This window comes from Stutzerimonas stutzeri, assembly GCF_009789555.1.
GTDB lineage: Bacteria > Pseudomonadota > Gammaproteobacteria > Pseudomonadales > Pseudomonadaceae > Stutzerimonas > Stutzerimonas stutzeri_R.
In genome coordinates this window covers 4,042,529-4,058,605 of record NZ_CP046902.1, presented here as the reverse complement: position 1 = coordinate 4,058,605, position 16,077 = coordinate 4,042,529, and the positions used below count along the sequence as shown (strand labels likewise).

Below are 16,077 nucleotides of genomic sequence, written 5' to 3'. Positions count from 1 at the left end.
CGCCACGGCACCGGCATGACTTCGCAGCGCACCCGGGATCGCCTGATCCAGCGCCTGTATGAAGAGGGCCTGTCCGACCCCCGCGTGCTGGAAGTCATTAGACGCACGCCGCGCCATCTGTTCGTCGACGAGGCCCTGGCCCATCGCGCCTACGAAGATACCGCGCTTCCCATCGGTCACAACCAGACCATCTCGCAGCCCTTCATGGTCGCGCGCATGAGCGAGTTGCTGCTGGCTGACGGCCCTCTGGACAAGGTGCTGGAGATCGGTACCGGTTCCGGCTATCAGACTGCGGTGCTGGCACAACTGGTCGAACGCGTGTTTTCCGTCGAACGCATCCAGGCGCTGCAGGACCGGGCAAAAGAACGTCTGGTCGAACTCAAGTTGCGCAACGTGGTCTTTCGCTGGGGTGATGGTTGGGAAGGTTGGCCTGCGTTGGCTCCCTATAACGGCATCATCGTTACCGCGGCGGCAGCCGATGTGCCACAGGCCCTGCTCGATCAACTGGCTCCCGGTGGGCGGTTGGTGATTCCGGTCGGGGTTGGCGAAGTCCAGCAGTTGATGCTGATCATTCGAGAGGAAGACGGCTTTTCCCGCCACCTGCTGGACACCGTACGCTTCGTGCCGCTGCTCAATGGACCGGTAGTTTGATCTCAGCGGAAGGAAGCATGAAAAACGCGTTGTTGTTGTACGCCAAGGGCATGGCCATGGGTGCCGCTGATGTGGTCCCTGGCGTTTCGGGCGGAACGGTCGCCTTCATCACCGGCATCTATGATGAACTGTTACGCTCCATCGGTGCGGTGCCCAACGCGGTGGGCCCGCTGTTGCGCGGCCGTGTCGTCGAAGCGTGGCGTACGGCCAACGCGAGTTTTCTGCTGGTCCTGTTTGCCGGCATCCTGACCAGCGTACTCAGCCTGGCCAAGCTGATCACCTATCTGCTGGAACATCATCCAATACCCGTGTGGTCATTCTTTTTCGGTCTGATCCTCGTTTCGGTGCACCTGGTGGGCAAGGAAATCCGGCAACGCACGCTGTCACGGTTGGTCAGCCTGTGCCTGGGGATCGGCTTCGCCTACTGGATCACCGTCGCGGCACCGATGCAATGGAGCACCAGCAGCCTCAGCCTGTTCTTTGCCGGCGCCATCGCCATTTGCGCCATGATCCTGCCCGGTATTTCCGGCAGCTTCATTCTGGTACTGCTTGGCCTGTATCCGGTCGTGCTTGGCGCCGTCAAAGCGCTGGATCTGGGTATCATGCTGACGTTCGCCGCGGGATGCCTGGTCGGCCTGCTGAGTTTCGCCCGGCTGCTGAGCTGGGTCCTGCAACGCTGGCGTGACCTGACCCTGGCGTTTTTGACCGGCTTGATGCTCGGCTCGCTGAACAAGGTATGGCCGTGGAAGGAAACCCTGACCTGGCGCGTCGATTCCCACGGCCAACGTGTACCCGTACTCGAGCAGAACCTGCTGCCCGGGAACTACGGCGACCTGACCGGCCAGGACCCGCAGCTGTTGCTGGCCATCCTGTTGGCGGTGGCCGGCATCGCCCTCGTGCTCGGACTCGAATGGTTTGCCGGGCGGCGCCAGCCGCTGGCGGAAACGGTCTGAACAGTCTTGTTGATCAAAGGGAGCGAGCAGTGAAGCTCACAGCCGCCAAGCGATGGATAAGCACCTCGCCCGTTCGTTGCGCACTCGTCGCCGTTCTGGCTGCCACCCTGCTTGCCGGCTGTGCCAGTTCGCCGTCGGGGGGCGTGCATGTGGTGGACCGCAACAGCCGTGACCGGGTGACCAGCGGCCAGTACGTGGTCCAGCGTGGCGATACGTTATGGTCGATTGCCTTTCGCTTCGGCTGGGATTGGCGGGACCTCGCGCGACTCAATCGCATCAATCCGCCGCACGTCATTTATCCGGGACAGACGATTCGCTTCGGCGGGCAGCCACCCAGGACCGTAACCGCTCGTCCGACCCCGACGCCTTCGAAACCCCCGGTTGTCGTGACCACACCCGTCCCGACGCCGCCGCCGTTGAACAGGCCCAGCGTACCCGCGCCGAAGACGCCCGCCGCAACGACACCCGTCACGCCTGTGGCCCGCTCGGCAAGCGGCTGGGCGTGGCCTGCAGGCGGTACCGTGATCGGCCGATTCTCCTCAAACGGCAGTTTGAATAAAGGCATTGATATCGCCGGGGAATTAGGACAGCCTGTTTTAGCTGCTTCTGATGGGGCTGTTGTGTACGCCGGCAGTGGTTTACGGGGTTACGGCGAACTTGTGATCATCAAGCACAGCGATACCTATGTAAGTGCCTACGGTCACAACCGCAGGCTGCTGGTTCAGGAGGGTCAACAAGTCAAGGCTGGGCAGAGAATTGCCGAGATGGGATCGACTGGAACCGACCGGGTGAAGCTGCATTTTGAGATTCGCCGCCAAGGCAAACCTGTAGATCCCCTTCAATACCTGCCAAAGCGTTGATTTGTATTTTCCTGTTCCGGCACTAGGAGGGGCTTGAGCGATACCAGGGAGTGCGTGCCGCCCGAGCCTGTTGTCGAACTCAGAACAGGAAAACAATAATGGCTCTCAAAAAAGAAGTGCCGGAGTTTGACGTAGACGATGCCGTTCTACTCATGGAACCGTCCGCGGAGGTCGATCCACGCTGCGACATGCCTCGCGTCGGTTCGGCTGGCACCCGATCCAAGACCGCAACCGCCAAGCAACACAAGTTCATCGACTACACCCGGGCGCTTGACGCCACTCAGCTGTACCTCAACGAAATCGGATTTTCTCCCCTCCTGACTCCCGAGCAGGAGGTGCACTACGCACGTCTGGCGCAAAAGGGTGATCCGGCGGGGCGCAAGCGGATGATCGAAAGCAACCTGCGGCTCGTGGTGAAGATTGCCCGACGCTATGTAAACCGCGGATTGTCGTTGTTGGATCTGGTGGAGGAGGGCAACCTGGGATTGATACGGGCCGTTGAAAAGTTCGATCCCGAACGCGGTTTCCGCTTTTCCACCTACGCCACCTGGTGGATTCGACAGACCATCGAACGGGCGATCATGAATCAGACCCGTACCATTCGCCTGCCGATTCATGTGGTCAAGGAACTGAACGTCTATCTGCGCGCCGCGCGCGAACTGACCCAGAAACTCGACCATGAGCCCAGCCCGGAGGAAATCGCCCACCTGCTCGAGAAGCCGGTTGCCGAGGTCAAGCGGATGCTCGGGCTGAACGAGCGAGTGACCTCGGTGGATGTCTCGCTCGGACCGGATACCGACAAGACATTGCTCGATACCCTGACCGATGATCGGCCGAGCGACCCGTGCGATCTGCTGCTCGACGACGATCTGTCTGCGAGCATCGACCAATGGCTGTCGGATCTGACCGAGAAGCAGCGCGAGGTGGTCATCCGGCGCTTCGGTTTACGCGGCCACGAAAGCTGCACGCTCGAGGAGGTCGGGCAAGAAATCGGACTGACCCGCGAGCGGGTGCGGCAGATTCAGGTCGAGGCGCTCAAGCGTCTGCGCGAGATCCTCGAGCGTAACGGCCTGTCCAGCGACTCGCTGTTCAGGTAGCAGCCCATAACCCCTTGCCTCGCGGTAGGGGGTGATGCTGCCTTCAATCCTTACGCCTCTCACCCGCGGTTGCGCTTGATGCCAGGTAGCCCCCGTCGTCGTGGCCTTCAGGGCTTAACCCTGGCATCACCATCTTTTCCGATTCAGCTATCCAGTGCGTAAGCATTTGCTTACACGGTGTGTAAGCGAACGCTGAAAATCCGGTTGGGTGGACTGCTTTCCTGCCTGCATTACCTGCGTATGCCACTGTTTCCTTTGAATATTTAAAAAAAGTAAAACAGGCGTCCAAATGCCATCATGCATTTTCAGGAGTTGCCGTGGTCCGCTAAAGCCTTAATATCGCACCTGTGCTTAAGGACAAGCACAGCCGGCACGGATGTCGGTCGGGACCCACCGCTGGATGCGGTTCATCAGGACGATGAGCAGGAAACACAGGGAGTAGGGAAGGAGGCGGGCGGGGTTAAAACCCCGCCCCTTTTTTTTGCCTGCGATTTTCCGGTATGGCATCGATCCTGGCGAACGACTGCGGTGCGGGGCGGCCTAACGTTTGTTGACCCAACCACAGGAGTTCACCATGAACGGCAATGACTCGAACGCACCTAACCAACCCGGACAGGGCCAGGAAGACCCGATCAAACGGCGTCCAGACGAGGCCGATGAGGATCAACTCGACGAAGCGCTGGAAGAAACCTTCCCAGCCAGCGATCCGATTTCTCCCTGAGCCGATCGCGTCTTCAGCCTCGTTCGTCGTCGCTTTCCAGGCGTCGAAGCAGAGCGGGAAGCACCTGTTCGCGCAGCAGCGGCGCCAGAGGTATTTGCTGCTGCGCATGCGGATCAAGCCAGTCCAGGGCGTCGATCTCCGCCTGTGCCCTTACGTCGCCCGCCACGCGGCCGACGAACACATCGGCGTGCACCCAATGGTCGGGTTCGTTGGCCGCCCGCGACTGAAAATGCCCCAGTGACTGCAGCTGTGAAGGCCCGATCACCAGACCGAGCTCCTCCTGAAGTTCGCGGCCAAGGGTCTGCAGGGGCGTTTCCCCTTGCTCAGCCTTGCCGCCGGGCAGCATGAACAGGCGGGTGCCGCGCTTGCGCACGACCAGTACCCGGCCCGCTCCATCGAGCAGGCAGGCGGTAGCGATGTTCAGAACGTTTGTGGACATGTCTTTCTCGTGTCGTGGCATAGCGCAAGGAGCGTTTTGGTTCGGTTGTAGCGATGCAGGCGGGAGGCCAGCACCTCGGGCAACGCAGCGGGCTCGCTGAAACCCTGCCGTTGATAGAAAGCCGTCAGGTTCGGCTCGCAGAACAGCCACAGGGGGCCTCCACTGACGGAGACCGCCTGACTTACCAGCCGCCTCGCCAGACCCTCGTTGCGGTGTCCGGGCGCGACCAGCAATCCCGTCAGCCAATGCCCCTCGGCGATGCGGGTCAGGCACAGGCCTGCGACGATATCGGTGTGTCCGGCGACCCAACATTGCGCCCCGGCCGGCACGCGCATGTGGCTGCGATGGGCACGGTAGAACTTGTCGAGTAGCGCTCGGTATTCGAGCGGTAACTGGCGCAGCGGTATTTCGCACATGGGGGACCCTGACGGCAATGCGCATGGTAACCGAAACCTGCCGTCGCTGGCCTGGGGCGACGTTACCGTCGGATATGCCGGGTTTGCTCCGTTCATCCGTCCGCTGCAATCTTGGTCGTTGCACAGGTTCTTACGCAGCACAGCTCTCCAACAAGACATAACGATATGTTGGATCTACTGATCGTCGCGGCCTTCATGGTTTATGGGCTGGGTTCCGGGCTGCGGGCGCGCAGCAAGGCGTCCAGGAGCCTCGACGAGTATTTCCTCGCGGGCAGGACGATCAAGGGCTGGAAGGCGGGTTTTTCCATGGCGGCGACCCAATTCGCCGCCGATACGCCGCTGCTGGTGACGGGCCTGGTTGCGACCGCCGGCATTTTCGCCCTCTGGCGCCTGTGGATCTATGGCATCGCCTTCCTGTTGATGGCTTTCATCTTCGCTGTAGGCTGGCGCCGGGCCGGCGTGCTGACCGATGCCGAGCTGACCTGCGTGCGCTATAGCGGCAAGGGCGTTACTGCGCTGCGTCTGTTGAAGGCGATCTATTACGGCACGGTGATCAACTGCATCGTGCTGGCAATGGTGCTGGTCGCCGCCATCCGCATCGCCGAGATTTTCCTGCCCTGGCACCTGTGGTTGCCTGATGGGCTCTACATGCCCATCGTTCATTTCGTAGCCGACAGCGGTATTCGCCTGGGCGCCAGCATCACCGGACTGGACCCGGCGATGACGAGCGCCAACCAGCTGATATCCATCCTCCTGATCCTCGCGTTTACCGCGATGTACTCGATCACCGGAGGATTGCGCGCGGTGGTCCAGACCGATGTGATGCAGTTCAGCCTGGCGATGATCGGCACGCTGCTTTATGCCTGGTACGTCGTGGATGCCGCCGGCGGGTTGGGTGGGCTGTCCGATCGCCTTGTCGAACTGTACGGCATCGAACAGGCCGGCAAGATGCTGTCTTTCGGGCCGCCGACCAGCACTGGCGAGGCCTTGATGCCGTTTCTGGTAATCATTGGGCTGCAATGGCTGTTCCAGATGAATTCCGATGGCACGGGCTACCTTGCCCAGCGCAGCATGGCCTGCCCGACCGATCGTGACGCTCGAATCGCCGCACTGGTGTTCATCTGGTCACAGATTTTTCTGCGCAGCCTGTTCTGGATGGCGATCGCGATAGGGCTGCTCGTCCTGTATCCGTTCGCGCCGGGAGACATGGCGAACGAGGGTTTTATCGCCGGGCGCGAGGCACTGTTCGTGCAGGGCATCGACGACCTGCTGCCATCGGGCGCGCGCGGCCTGATGCTGGTGGGTTTGCTGGCGGCACTGGCTTCCACTGTCGATACCCACCTCAACTGGGGCGCGTCCTACTGGAGTAACGATGTCTACGCCGGCGTCTTCGCACCGCAGGTGCTCAAGCGCAAACCTCGGAATCGAGAGCTGGTGGCCGTGGCGCGGTTGGCGAACGTCCTGATCCTGATTATCGCGATGATCATCATGGCCAACCTGGGTTCGATCCAGACCGCCTGGTTCATTTCGCTGCTGTTCGGCGCGGGAATGGGATCGGTGCTGGTGCTACGGTGGCTTTGGGAGCGCATCAACCTGTATTCGGAGCTTACCGCGATGGCCATGTCGCTGATCACCGCGCCGTTGCTGCTGGTCTATCTGGGCATCGATCCGGAGCGTGAGTGGGTGCGTCTCAGCATCATGGCGGTTGTTACCACCAGCGCCGCCATCCTGGTCACCTTCGTCACGCCAGCGACCGACGATGCGACGCTCAAGCGCTTCTATCGGCGGGTGCGCCCCTTTGGCTTCTGGAAGCACGCGGCCATGCTCAACGGGGTCGATGCAGCGGTGCCGGTCAAGGCCTTGCGCACTCGGCTGCTCGCCGTGACCGTGACGGCCGTTTCGCTGTTTGCGATGTTGCTCGGCGCCGGCCGTTTGATGTTCCTGCCGCCTGATGGCAGTGCCCTGATCGGCGGGTCGTGCCTGGCCCTCGGCCTGTTGCTGGTGCCGGTGTGGTTGCGGATTGCGATGGGCAGGGCGCTTGATACCGATCCGGAAGACGAGCCCCTGCCGGACACGTCACGCGTGAGATGAAGATGTGTCTGACCGTCAGCGGCGCGCATGCGATAAACGCGCATTACGCAAGACCGTTTCGTTAGTTGCCCGATAACGCGTGCGGCATGTCCGGATGGATAACAGACGATACGGAAAATCGCCGTTGCAGCGTGTACTGACGAAGCGGCTGGCAAAACAAAAAATCTCGTAAAAATAATAACTTGCCAGCTGTACTTAAAATAAAGTGAACAGTCTAGTTGTGCTCGTGTCACTACTAATGCGCATCGCGTAAGCCAGTGCGTATTCCGCCATAGCTAGTAAGAACAAGAGGTGTTGTGTCATGAACCGACTTTTCAAAACTTCCCTCCTGGTCGCCGCCATGCTTCCCGCTTTCGCAGTTGCCGCTCCGGTAGCCGGCGATCGAGAAGTGACTCTGAGCGGTGCGGGCAGTAGTGACAAGGACTTCGACGATACAGTGTTCTCCGTACAGGGTAGTTGGGGTACTTATCTGGATGACGCTTCCATGTGGGGCATCCGGCAAACGGTAAACGCGCGAGACTCGGAAGGCGAAAGCGTCCAGTTCGACGGTTCGACCCGGGTGTTCTACGACTATCACTTCGGTAGCGGCAACACCCGCCCGTTCGTGGGTCTGAGCGTCGGTGGGCTCTATGGCGAGGAGGTTGATGAAACCTTCATGGGGGGGCCTGAAATCGGTATCAAACACTGGGTCCAGGACAAAACCTTCATTACCGCGATGGCTGAATATCAGTTCCTGTTCAAGAGCGGGAGCGATGCCCGGGATCGTTACGATGATGGTGCGTTCTTCTACAGCGTGGGTATTGGCTACAACTACTGAGGTTGGCGAGTGCGGTGTCTTGCGGCATCGCACTCGTTCTCTTGTTTCGCTTGTCCGCCAGACTCGGTATGGCCGTGGCAGTTCGATCAGTTCTCCGTCAACTGCTTGAGAAAGTTCTTCAATGCCAACCCGGGATCGTCATCTTCCGAAGTAATCATGCGAATCCCCCATTGACTGAGAATCTCCTCCTGCACCGGATTGGGCTTATGTGAAAAGACATACGAAATCGGCCGAACGCCGAGGGTCTCGTGCTCGTTCCACATCTTTGATAGTTTGTAGAACAACAATCGAATGTTGGTATCCGAAAGGCTGTAGCCGATAAACAATACGGCCTTGCTCAAGGTGTCGGCGCGCAACTTGATATCCAGCGGCGTTTCAAACTGCAACCGCTCGTAATAACTGGTTTCGTCGAGGACAATCGAGTCGTCATCATCGAAGTCCCCGTGAAACTTGACGATCTGGCGGATGCCGTCGCGGGCCTTGACCAGGTCACTGGCATTGGCAATCTTGATGTAGCTGACGCCGTGCGCGTCATGGGCGTTTTCGAGCCAGCGGTCGTAATTGGTCGTGTAGATGGCGGGAAAACGTCCCTGTACGATCAGACGGTGGATTTCCGAATCGCGGATTTCGATGCTCTTGTGCCACTCCCGGTCCATCCAGCTGCGCAAGGGGCCGATATTGCCCTTCTTGATGCGGTAGTACTCGGCCAGGGACAGGAAGTTGCCGTAGGTGTCGAAGACGTCCGGATCGTAATCGAGCTGCAGCGCGATTTCATCGATCAGATCGCGCCAGGGCGGTAACCCAATATTGGCCGACACGCCGGAACCGACGAAAAGGATCAGACGGTCCTGCCGGTACGCCTCTAGAAGCTTCTGCATCGACTACCTCTCAACTCGCGCGCAGGTGAGTCAGGAATGCGTCCATGGCCCGCTTGCGCGTAGACAGGTCGTTATGCGCACCCCCCAATTCGGCGAAGGTGGCGTCATAGCCGTCCGGGACGAACACGTTATCCCACTCGAAACCCTCGTCGCCCGCCGGCGCGCGGGAAATCCTGCCGGCGACTTCGCCTTTGAAGAAATGCCGCTTGCGACCGTCGCAGTATCCGATCAGCGTGCGCGCCACGGCCGAAGGGTCTTCCAGGTTGCCGATCAGCTCGGAGAAGCGCACCGCGTGCAAGCGGTCCCAGAATGCTTGGGTCAGGCCACCGGGAAAACCGTTCAGGCTATTGATGAACAACCCTGAATGTTCGACGAATACCGGCTTGCCTATCAGCTTGAAGGCATGCAGCAGCTTGTCGCTGACCAACCGATGCAGGTCCTCGGTCTGGGTTTCCACGATCCGGACCGGGAAGTGAACGATCTCGATGCCGCTCTGCCCTAGAAATTCCGTGGCATCTCGTACCTTCTGCTCGTTGACCGAGGCAAAGCGGATCTTCATCTCAACCACCTGGCTGCGCTGTTCGGACTTCGAAACCGCGGGACGTACATCGTGACCCACACAGCTATGACGCAGCGACAGGCTCAGGGTTCGCCGGTCAGGCGGTCGGGTCGCTTGCCGGCAGGTTTGCCGCGCCGGGGCAGGATCGCTGCCCGGCCTGGAGAATGCGCTGCGCAGGAACCCGTAACTGCACCAGTAGGTACTCGGCGAACCGCGCCGTATAGGGTTGCCGTGCAATGGCCTGTTCCATGCATTCGAGCCAGGCATCGCGCTCGGCTTGTCCCACCGGCCAGCGCGTGTGGAACTGCGGGATGTTGATGCTGCCGTATCGTTCAGCGTAGCGGCGCGGACCGCCCAGCCAGCCACAGAGAAACGCGGCCAGTCGTTTGTGCGAGTCTTCCAGGTCCTGGGGATAAAGACGGCGGACACACGTGGCTGCCGGCGATTGGTCCATGATCCGATAGAAGTCGACGACCAACCGCTCGATACCGGCTTCGCCGCCGGCTGCCTGAAATGAAGCGTCGCCGACGCCAAACGGAACCGTGTCGGTCGTGTGCATCCCTGGACCCTGAATGGAGGCGCCTGGCGCCGCGGGGATTGATCCAGCGCAAGGGTTCGAACCCTTGCGGTCAAGCGCGGCTGGGGGGTGGTCTATGCTGTCTGTCACAGTCGACGGAGGTCTCACAATGCGTAATATCCTTCTAGCTTATGACGGTTCTGACAACGCCAAGCGTGCGCTGCAGTACATCATCGATTTCGCCATCGATGCGCCCAAGCCGCCCCAGGTACACGTGCTGAATGTGCAGCAGGAACCGGTGCTGTACGGCGAGTTCGTGACCGCGGATACGGTCGAGGAGCTGAACAAGAGCTTTCTCGACAAATCGCACCGTACGCTCGCCGAAGCCGCCACTGCTCTGCAAGCGGCCGGGATCGCGCACCACACCCATGCGATCCTGGGCAATGTCGCCGAGCAGGTGAACAATGCGGTCCAGCAGTTCGGGTGCGACACGGTGGTGATGGGGACCCGCGGCCTGGGAAGTTTCACCGGCATGCTGATGGGGTCGGTGGCCAATCGCGTGGTTCACGAGGTCTCGGTGCCGGTGCTTCTGGTCAAGTAACCGGTACCGAGGGGCGGGCGGTGGTCAATCCGACTTGCCCTTGAGCAGATCGCCCAGGTTGGCGAAGGCCTTGAAGGTTTCCTTCGGTCCAAGGTCGCCACCTGGCCTGGCTTCGGCGTGGTACTGATTGTCCGTATAGCGCGAGTGCTCGTTGTCGTGGCAATACAGGCAGAGCAGCTCCCAGTTCGAACCGTCCTCTGGATTGTTGTCGTGGTTATGGTCCTTGTGGTGGACCGTCAGCTCGCTCAGGCGCTTGCCTGAGAATTCCCTGGCGCAACGCCCGCACACCCAGGGGTACATCTTCAGTGCCTTTTCGCGATAGCCCTGTTCGCGCTGTGCGTAAGGCGTGTTCGGTTTGTTCGTGCTCATCGCTTTCTGTGTCCTGTCAGCCTGCGAGCCCGACGTAGACGTTCTGCACGTCGTCATGGGCATCGATTGCGCTAAGGAAGGCTTCCACCTCCTCGAGCTGTGCGTCGGTCAGCGTCGTCACCGGATTCTTCGGACGATAGCCGAGCTGCGCCGACTGCACGGTGAACCCCTGCTCGGGCAGCGCACGGCAGACCACATCCATGTCCGTGGCGTCACTGATGAACAATGTGGCGCCTTCTTCGGCGGCTTCGAAATCCTGTGCGCCGGCCTCGATCGCGGCCAATTCCGGATCCGCTTCCGGAGATGCCGGCGCCGCTTCGATCATGCCGCAGTGGTCGAAGTCCCATGCCACCGAGCCGGACGCCCCGAGCTGGCCCTTGCGAAACAGCACGCGAATCTCGGCAACGGTGCGGTTGACGTTATCGGTCAGGCATTCGACGATCACCGGCACCTGATGTGGGGCGAACCCTTCATAGGTGGTGCGCTCGTAGTTGACGCTTTCGCCGAGCAGGCCGGCGCCTTTCTTGATGGCTCTCTCCAGCGTTTCGCGGGGCATCGAGGCCTTCTTGGCCTGCTCGACGACCAGGCGCAGGCGAGGGTTCATGTCCGGGTCGGAACCGCTGCGGGCCGCGATCATGATTTCCTTGGACAGCTTGCCGAAGGTGCGTCCCTTCGCGTTGGCTGCCGCTTCCTTATGTTTCGCTTTCCACTGTGCGCCCATGGTTACTCTCGATGTGTACGGATGAAGGCTGTACGCCGCTAGGGGCCGATTCTAGCCGTTGTCGCCGATACAGGCACGGCCCGGCATGGCTGTTTGTCGGCGACAGGATAGTCGGTCGTGCGGCACGCGGTGTCGACTGTATGGTCGTTTTGCCTGCTCGCTGTATGAGTGCGCCGGTGGCGCGCACGGGCTTTAATGAGTCCTTTGCCTGCGGAGAGTCTGCCATGTCGCCCAAGGACCTGCTGCTGGCCCTGGTCGTGATCGTCGTCTGGGGTATGAATTTCGTGGTCATCAAGATCGGGCTGGACGATATTCCGCCGATGCTGCTCGGTGCGCTGCGGTTCATGCTGGCGGCATTCCCCGCCATTCTTTTCATCAAGCGACCGCAGATGCCGCTGCGCTGGCTGTTTGCCTATGGCGCCACCATCTCGCTGGGACAGTTCGCCTTTCTGTTCTCGGCGATGAAGGTGGGCATGCCGGCCGGGTTGGCGTCGCTGGTGCTGCAATCGCAAGCATTCTTTACATTGTTCTTCGCGGCGTTGTTTCTCGGTGAACGGCTGCGAGCCAGCAACCTGATCGGACTGCTCATCGCCGCGGGCGGGCTGCTACTGATCGGCATGCAGGGCGACCGCAGTATGACCCTGGCCGGTTTCGTGCTGACCATCTGTGCAGCGTCGATGTGGGCGTTGGGCAATATCGTCACGCGCAAGGTCGGCAAGGTGAATCTGGTTGGGCTGGTGGTGTGGGGCAGCCTGATTCCGCCGATTCCGTTCCTTTTCCTGTCCTGGCTGCTGGAGGGCCCGCAGGTGATCGAAAGCGCGCTGCGTGGATTCGGGCTGAACGCCTTGCTGGTGCTGATCTACCTGGCCTTCGGCGCGACCATCCTGGGCTATGGTTTGTGGAGTCGGCTGCTGTCGCGTTACCCGGCCAACACCGTCGCGCCGTTCTCGTTGCTGGTGCCGGTGGTGGGGCTGACCTCGGCCGCGCTGCTGCTCGATGAGCACCTGGGTGTATTGCAGGCCGTGGGCGCGCTGCTGGTGATGCTGGGGCTGATGATCAACGTGGCCGGCGTCTGGCTGATAGGCCGCTTGCGCATGGCGTTCGGTGGGTCCCCCGCTTGATGCAAAGTGCCCCGCACCGAAAGCCGGGCGGGGCGCAAGTCACCTGATGTCAGCGGGCTGCGTGACTGCCCAGCAAGGACTCGCCGCTGGCTTTCTCTCGTTTGGCCAGGCGCTTTTGCTGCGCGGTTTTCTGCGGTTTCTTTTTCGCGTTCTTCTTTGAATCCATGCCTTTGCTCATGGTGTCGCCTCGCGGATCGATGGCTGGGTTGTGCATCCCTGCGTGGTCTGCAATGAGCCCGTGCACCACGGAATGGGCGTGGATATCAGTATAGAAGCGGGTCGAAATTCTGCTGGGGCTTCGGCGCAATGGCGGCACGGTTTACCGTTCTTTCCATCCGTTCGAGGTGTCAGACCTGACCCGACTGGATCACGCGTCCGAGCGCCGCACCTGAACGTTGGGTGTTTCGCACGCCGATCAGTGGCAAGAGCCTCGACGCCCGAGTCTGTGACCCGGCTTAGAACAGGCTGCCCTGGTCGCGCCGGAACCGCCTCGAATCGAGTTGCTGGCCCAAGCGCTTGCGATACTCCATGGCCAGCGGCTGAAGTTCAGCCAGTTGGGCCAGTTCGTCGTCGCTGGCGGTGCCGTTGACGACGCTTTGCCATAGATGCGCGACGCTGACGGTCGGGTAGGGCCGGTCGATCAGCTGTAGCGCGGCGCCCGGCGCGATCTCGCCGGCTTCGAGGGTGCGGTACAACCAGCCGATCCTGGCGCTGCTGGCCAGCTGTCGTGCCAGGCCTCGCGCGTTGTGGCGACGGTCGAGATTGGCGCATGGCGAACGCGGCTGGCTCACTTCGATAATGGCATCGCCCCAACGAAAGCGATCCCCGATGCACACCTGCGCCTCATCGAGGCCGCAGGTGGACAGGTTTTCACCGAAGGCAGCCGGACCGAGTTGCCGAAGGTGCGGATAGGCTCTGCGCCAATGACCGTAATGTTCGGCGGGGTAGTGGCAAAGGCTGCGATCCGGCCCACCGTGGTAGCGACGATCAGCGACCCGGTCCCCGGCCAGGCCCGCGAAATCCAGCCAGACTGGCGCCGCTGCCAACTGCTTGTCGATGGCCGATGGTTTTCCAGTGCCGGGCAGCGGCACTAACCGGTCCCGCAGGAAAGGACCTTCGACCGGCCATTGCATGGGCTGTGCCCGAGGCGGATATCGGTTCATGGCCTAGCGCTTCAAGCGTCCCTGAGACGGGCCAGTTCGCGGCGAACCATCGCCGCATATTCCGGCGGACTGAGCAGATACAACTGGCTGGCGACCCAGGCCAGCCAGCGTGCGCCCAGCGCGGATTGCTGTTCGAGCAACCGGCGTGCTTCGGCGGTCGCACGCTCGGCATGTTGCTGGTGAAATTCCGACCGCTTCATCTGGCTTCGCTCCTGACTGAACGGCGATTCTAATCGAGGCAGCTGACCGTGCACCTGGTGGTCTTGGTAAAGCGGACAAGCCGCGCTAGGCTCGCTGTTTCGTCACAGCGAGAGCGACCATGCCGCGGCCCGTTAATTTCAAGGACAAGATATCCCGTCAGCGGCCTTACGGGCAGGTAGAGCCTGGCCTCAAGGCGTCCGAGGGCGATCTGTCGCTGGTCATCGATCAACTGGAAAGCGACCGTGGGCGCATCATTCATTCAGCGGCCGTTCGAAGGTTGCAGCAGAAGACTCAGGTCTTTCCGCTGGAGCGTAACGCGGCGGTGCGCAGCCGTCTGACACATTCCCTGGAAGTCCAGCAGACAGGTCGCTTCATCGTTCGCACGCTGTACAAGCAGCTCGGCGACAAGGCGGGAGACTATGGGTTGGATTTGCTCGAGGGGGCGCTGGAAAGTCTGGTGGAGATGGCCTGCCTGATGCACGACATCGGCAATCCACCGTTCGGTCACTTTGGCGAGTTTGCCATCAGCGAGTGGTTCGGCCGCAAGCTCGAAGCGCTATTCGAGGCCGCCGTCCCGTTGGAGCAGGGCGATGACGCGTTGCGCAGCCGGATGCTCGCGGACCTCAAGCAGTTCGAAGGCAATGCTCAGGCAATCCGGCTGGTGGTCAGCCTGCTGCGGTTGAACCTGACGTACACCCAGACGGCCGGTCTGCTCAAGTATGTTCGTGCCGCTTATGCACCCAGGCCGGCGAAGGGCACGCCTGGGGCCTACCTGAACAAGAAGCCAGGTTTCTATCTGTCCGAGGAGGTTTTCATCACCGATCTGCGTGCCGCTCTGGACCTGCAGCCAGGGGCGCGCCATCCGGTTGCCTACATCATGGAGGCGGCGGACGATATCGCCTATTGCCTGGCGGATATCGAGGACTCGGTAGAAAAAGGCATTTTCACCATCAAGCAATTGGCTCAACTGCTGCTGGCCAAGTTCGCCGAGCACGGTTCGCTGGACGCGCCGATCGCGCCAACTGGTCGCAGCTTCCGCAGCATGGTGGCGTATGCCGAATCCCGCGCACAGAAGGAACCCATCAACAAGGTTGGCGAATTCTTCATCTGGCTGCGAGTGATCATGGTCCATCCGCTCGTGCAGCACGCCGCTCAACAGTTCATCGAGCACATCGAGGCGGTGTACCACGGTACCCTGGACCGGGCGCTGCTCGAAGATGCCAGCCTGGCCAACGCCATCGTACAGACCTTCAAGGATGTGGCGATGGATCGGGTCTTCTGTCACCGCGAGGTGGAAACGCTCCAGTTACAGGGCTATCGAATTCTCCAGGGCCTGCTCGACAGCTACGCGCCGCTGCTGCGCGTCGCACCGCAGACCTTCCAGGCGCTGACCGCCGGCGAGTGTCGCAGCGAGCCGCATCTGCAGATGCTTGCGCGACGACTGCCCAGCCAACTGATCAAGGCCTATCACGAAGCGATGAACGCGCACCCCGAGGGTTCGCCGGACCAGCCGCTTTGGGAGTTCTATTATCGCTGCCGCATGCTGCAGGATTTCGTCAGCGGCATGACCGACCAGCTGGCGCAGGATGAATACCGCATCCTGTCCGCCCTGTAACGCGGCCCGCTGCGCCAAGTTGGTTCATTGTCGCCGTTTCGCTGGTACAGACTTTGCAGTCGTTTGGTGCGCGTGTTGCCGCCGTTGCCCTCAAATGGCGCGGCGTCCGCGTGCTGAAAAAGCGGCGGCTGCGCGAGGTCCTTGAATTTCAAGGGGGAGAGATCATCGCGTTCGATGTGCTCGTCCAGCCGTCCGCTCCAGGCTATGGCAAGTCTCGCCCGCAAGATGACGCATGATGGTGCGTATAGGGGTGAGACTGGCCGTTTTGGTGCGTTTCACAGCAGGAT

At 61.0% G+C, this 16,077-nt stretch carries 21 protein-coding genes; 11 read left to right on the top strand and 10 right to left on the bottom strand.

Going from position 1 to position 16,077, the window contains the following annotated elements:
- The first annotated feature begins 15 nt into the window (after positions 1-15).
- From GQA94_RS18795 to GQA94_RS18775, 5 genes are all read left to right on the top strand, one after another.
- Positions 16-651: a protein-L-isoaspartate(D-aspartate) O-methyltransferase gene (locus GQA94_RS18795; RefSeq protein ID WP_158190168.1), complete on the top strand. Its 636-nt coding sequence runs from the start codon at positions 16-18 to the stop codon at positions 649-651.
- A 17-nt stretch (positions 652-668) separates the two neighbouring features.
- Positions 669-1,604, top strand: coding sequence for a DUF368 domain-containing protein (locus GQA94_RS18790; RefSeq protein ID WP_158189432.1), 936 nt, complete (start codon positions 669-671; stop codon positions 1,602-1,604).
- A gap of 29 nt (positions 1,605-1,633) precedes the next feature.
- Complete coding sequence (locus tag GQA94_RS18785; protein WP_423835330.1) at positions 1,634-2,464, top strand: peptidoglycan DD-metalloendopeptidase family protein; 831 nt, start codon at positions 1,634-1,636, stop codon at positions 2,462-2,464.
- Between the two features lie 98 nt (positions 2,465-2,562).
- Positions 2,563-3,561 carry an RNA polymerase sigma factor RpoS gene (rpoS, locus tag GQA94_RS18780; protein WP_158189430.1) on the top strand — a complete coding sequence of 333 codons (999 nt, stop codon included), beginning with the start codon at positions 2,563-2,565 and terminating at the stop codon, positions 3,559-3,561.
- A 574-nt stretch (positions 3,562-4,135) separates the two neighbouring features.
- Positions 4,136-4,282, top strand: a complete 147-nt coding sequence (locus GQA94_RS18775) for a hypothetical protein (protein WP_158189429.1) — start codon at positions 4,136-4,138, stop codon at positions 4,280-4,282.
- 13 nt (positions 4,283-4,295) lie between these two features.
- Here the strand turns inward: GQA94_RS18775 and GQA94_RS23285 are convergent, their stop codons facing one another.
- Both GQA94_RS23285 and GQA94_RS23280 read right to left on the bottom strand, forming a co-directional pair.
- Positions 4,296-4,721 carry an NUDIX hydrolase gene (locus GQA94_RS23285; RefSeq protein WP_199270070.1) on the bottom strand — a complete coding sequence of 142 codons (426 nt, stop codon included), beginning with the start codon at positions 4,719-4,721 and terminating at the stop codon, positions 4,296-4,298.
- Positions 4,703-5,137 carry a GNAT family N-acetyltransferase gene (locus GQA94_RS23280; protein WP_199270069.1) on the bottom strand — a complete coding sequence of 145 codons (435 nt, stop codon included), beginning with the start codon at positions 5,135-5,137 and terminating at the stop codon, positions 4,703-4,705. The genes GQA94_RS23285 and GQA94_RS23280 overlap by 19 nt, the downstream gene beginning before the upstream one ends.
- A gap of 165 nt (positions 5,138-5,302) precedes the next feature.
- Between GQA94_RS23280 and GQA94_RS18765 the strand changes: the two genes are divergently transcribed.
- Together GQA94_RS18765 and GQA94_RS18760 are read left to right on the top strand one after the other, a co-directional pair.
- On the top strand, positions 5,303-7,228 hold the full coding sequence (locus GQA94_RS18765) for a sodium:solute symporter family protein (protein ID WP_158189428.1): 1,926 nt from the start codon (positions 5,303-5,305) through the stop codon (positions 7,226-7,228).
- 301 nt (positions 7,229-7,529) lie between these two features.
- Positions 7,530-8,045: a hypothetical protein gene (locus tag GQA94_RS18760; protein WP_199270068.1), complete on the top strand. Its 516-nt coding sequence runs from the start codon at positions 7,530-7,532 to the stop codon at positions 8,043-8,045.
- 86 nt (positions 8,046-8,131) lie between these two features.
- Here the strand turns inward: GQA94_RS18760 and GQA94_RS18755 are convergent, their stop codons facing one another.
- The 3 genes from GQA94_RS18755 to GQA94_RS18745 form a co-directional block, all read right to left on the bottom strand.
- The gene (locus GQA94_RS18755; RefSeq protein ID WP_158189427.1) at positions 8,132-8,923 is read right to left on the bottom strand and encodes an SIR2 family protein; all 792 of its coding nucleotides are present in this window, start codon (positions 8,921-8,923) and stop codon (positions 8,132-8,134) included.
- A 10-nt stretch (positions 8,924-8,933) separates the two neighbouring features.
- Entirely contained in the window at positions 8,934-9,482 is a 549-nt protein-coding gene (locus GQA94_RS18750) for a non-canonical purine NTP pyrophosphatase (protein ID WP_158189426.1), read from the bottom strand.
- 97 nt (positions 9,483-9,579) lie between these two features.
- On the bottom strand, positions 9,580-10,041 hold the full coding sequence (locus GQA94_RS18745; protein WP_158189425.1) for a group II truncated hemoglobin: 462 nt from the start codon (positions 10,039-10,041) through the stop codon (positions 9,580-9,582).
- 127 nt (positions 10,042-10,168) lie between these two features.
- On the opposite strand from GQA94_RS18745, the gene GQA94_RS18740 reads away from it, so the two are divergent.
- On the top strand, positions 10,169-10,600 hold the full coding sequence (locus GQA94_RS18740; RefSeq protein WP_158189424.1) for a universal stress protein: 432 nt from the start codon (positions 10,169-10,171) through the stop codon (positions 10,598-10,600).
- 24 nt (positions 10,601-10,624) lie between these two features.
- On the opposite strand, the gene GQA94_RS18735 is transcribed toward GQA94_RS18740, so the two are convergent.
- Positions 10,625-10,969 carry a YajD family HNH nuclease gene (locus tag GQA94_RS18735; protein ID WP_158189423.1) on the bottom strand — a complete coding sequence of 115 codons (345 nt, stop codon included), beginning with the start codon at positions 10,967-10,969 and terminating at the stop codon, positions 10,625-10,627.
- Positions 10,970-10,985: 16 nt separating this feature from the next.
- The gene (locus GQA94_RS18730) at positions 10,986-11,690 is read right to left on the bottom strand and encodes a YebC/PmpR family DNA-binding transcriptional regulator (protein ID WP_158189422.1); all 705 of its coding nucleotides are present in this window, start codon (positions 11,688-11,690) and stop codon (positions 10,986-10,988) included.
- A gap of 224 nt (positions 11,691-11,914) precedes the next feature.
- Between GQA94_RS18730 and GQA94_RS18725 the strand changes: the two genes are divergently transcribed.
- Positions 11,915-12,811 (top strand): EamA family transporter, encoded by an 897-nt coding sequence (locus GQA94_RS18725; protein WP_158189421.1) that lies wholly within the window; start codon positions 11,915-11,917, stop codon positions 12,809-12,811.
- A gap of 49 nt (positions 12,812-12,860) precedes the next feature.
- Here the strand turns inward: GQA94_RS18725 and GQA94_RS18720 are convergent, their stop codons facing one another.
- The 3 genes from GQA94_RS18720 to GQA94_RS18710 form a co-directional block, all read right to left on the bottom strand.
- Positions 12,861-13,127, bottom strand: coding sequence for a hypothetical protein (locus tag GQA94_RS18720; RefSeq protein ID WP_158189420.1), 267 nt, complete (start codon positions 13,125-13,127; stop codon positions 12,861-12,863).
- A gap of 139 nt (positions 13,128-13,266) precedes the next feature.
- Positions 13,267-13,974 carry an MOSC domain-containing protein gene (locus GQA94_RS18715; protein WP_233270182.1) on the bottom strand — a complete coding sequence of 236 codons (708 nt, stop codon included), beginning with the start codon at positions 13,972-13,974 and terminating at the stop codon, positions 13,267-13,269.
- Between the two features lie 11 nt (positions 13,975-13,985).
- Complete coding sequence (locus GQA94_RS18710; protein WP_158189419.1) at positions 13,986-14,174, bottom strand: hypothetical protein; 189 nt, start codon at positions 14,172-14,174, stop codon at positions 13,986-13,988.
- Between the two features lie 119 nt (positions 14,175-14,293).
- Here GQA94_RS18710 and dgt point away from each other — a divergent pair, with 119 nt between their 5' ends.
- Both dgt and GQA94_RS18700 read left to right on the top strand, forming a co-directional pair.
- The gene (gene dgt / locus GQA94_RS18705; protein WP_158189418.1) at positions 14,294-15,790 is read left to right on the top strand and encodes a dGTPase; all 1,497 of its coding nucleotides are present in this window, start codon (positions 14,294-14,296) and stop codon (positions 15,788-15,790) included.
- A 53-nt stretch (positions 15,791-15,843) separates the two neighbouring features.
- Positions 15,844-16,026 carry a hypothetical protein gene (locus tag GQA94_RS18700; protein WP_158189417.1) on the top strand — a complete coding sequence of 61 codons (183 nt, stop codon included), beginning with the start codon at positions 15,844-15,846 and terminating at the stop codon, positions 16,024-16,026.
- Positions 16,027-16,077 lie beyond the last annotated feature (51 nt).

Coding starts and splice junctions, on each gene's coding strand:
- GQA94_RS18795 (WP_158190168.1), top strand. CDS start 16: ATGACTTCGCAGCGCACCCGGGATCGCCTGATCCAGCGCCTGTATGAA.
- GQA94_RS18790 (WP_158189432.1), top strand. CDS start 669: ATGAAAAACGCGTTGTTGTTGTACGCCAAGGGCATGGCCATGGGTGCC.
- rpoS (WP_158189430.1), top strand. CDS start 2,563: ATGGCTCTCAAAAAAGAAGTGCCGGAGTTTGACGTAGACGATGCCGTT.
- GQA94_RS18775 (WP_158189429.1), top strand. CDS start 4,136: ATGAACGGCAATGACTCGAACGCACCTAACCAACCCGGACAGGGCCAG.
- GQA94_RS23285 (WP_199270070.1), bottom strand. CDS start 4,721: ATGTCCACAAACGTTCTGAACATCGCTACCGCCTGCCTGCTCGATGGA.
- GQA94_RS23280 (WP_199270069.1), bottom strand. CDS start 5,137: ATGTGCGAAATACCGCTGCGCCAGTTACCGCTCGAATACCGAGCGCTA.
- GQA94_RS18765 (WP_158189428.1), top strand. CDS start 5,303: ATGTTGGATCTACTGATCGTCGCGGCCTTCATGGTTTATGGGCTGGGT.
- GQA94_RS18760 (WP_199270068.1), top strand. CDS start 7,530: ATGAACCGACTTTTCAAAACTTCCCTCCTGGTCGCCGCCATGCTTCCC.
- GQA94_RS18755 (WP_158189427.1), bottom strand. CDS start 8,923: ATGCAGAAGCTTCTAGAGGCGTACCGGCAGGACCGTCTGATCCTTTTC.
- GQA94_RS18750 (WP_158189426.1), bottom strand. CDS start 9,482: ATGAAGATCCGCTTTGCCTCGGTCAACGAGCAGAAGGTACGAGATGCC.
- GQA94_RS18745 (WP_158189425.1), bottom strand. CDS start 10,041: ATGCACACGACCGACACGGTTCCGTTTGGCGTCGGCGACGCTTCATTT.
- GQA94_RS18740 (WP_158189424.1), top strand. CDS start 10,169: ATGCGTAATATCCTTCTAGCTTATGACGGTTCTGACAACGCCAAGCGT.
- GQA94_RS18735 (WP_158189423.1), bottom strand. CDS start 10,969: ATGAGCACGAACAAACCGAACACGCCTTACGCACAGCGCGAACAGGGC.
- GQA94_RS18730 (WP_158189422.1), bottom strand. CDS start 11,690: ATGGGCGCACAGTGGAAAGCGAAACATAAGGAAGCGGCAGCCAACGCG.
- GQA94_RS18725 (WP_158189421.1), top strand. CDS start 11,915: ATGTCGCCCAAGGACCTGCTGCTGGCCCTGGTCGTGATCGTCGTCTGG.
- GQA94_RS18715 (WP_233270182.1), bottom strand. CDS start 13,974: ATGAACCGATATCCGCCTCGGGCACAGCCCATGCAATGGCCGGTCGAA.
- GQA94_RS18710 (WP_158189419.1), bottom strand. CDS start 14,174: ATGAAGCGGTCGGAATTTCACCAGCAACATGCCGAGCGTGCGACCGCC.
- dgt (WP_158189418.1), top strand. CDS start 14,294: ATGCCGCGGCCCGTTAATTTCAAGGACAAGATATCCCGTCAGCGGCCT.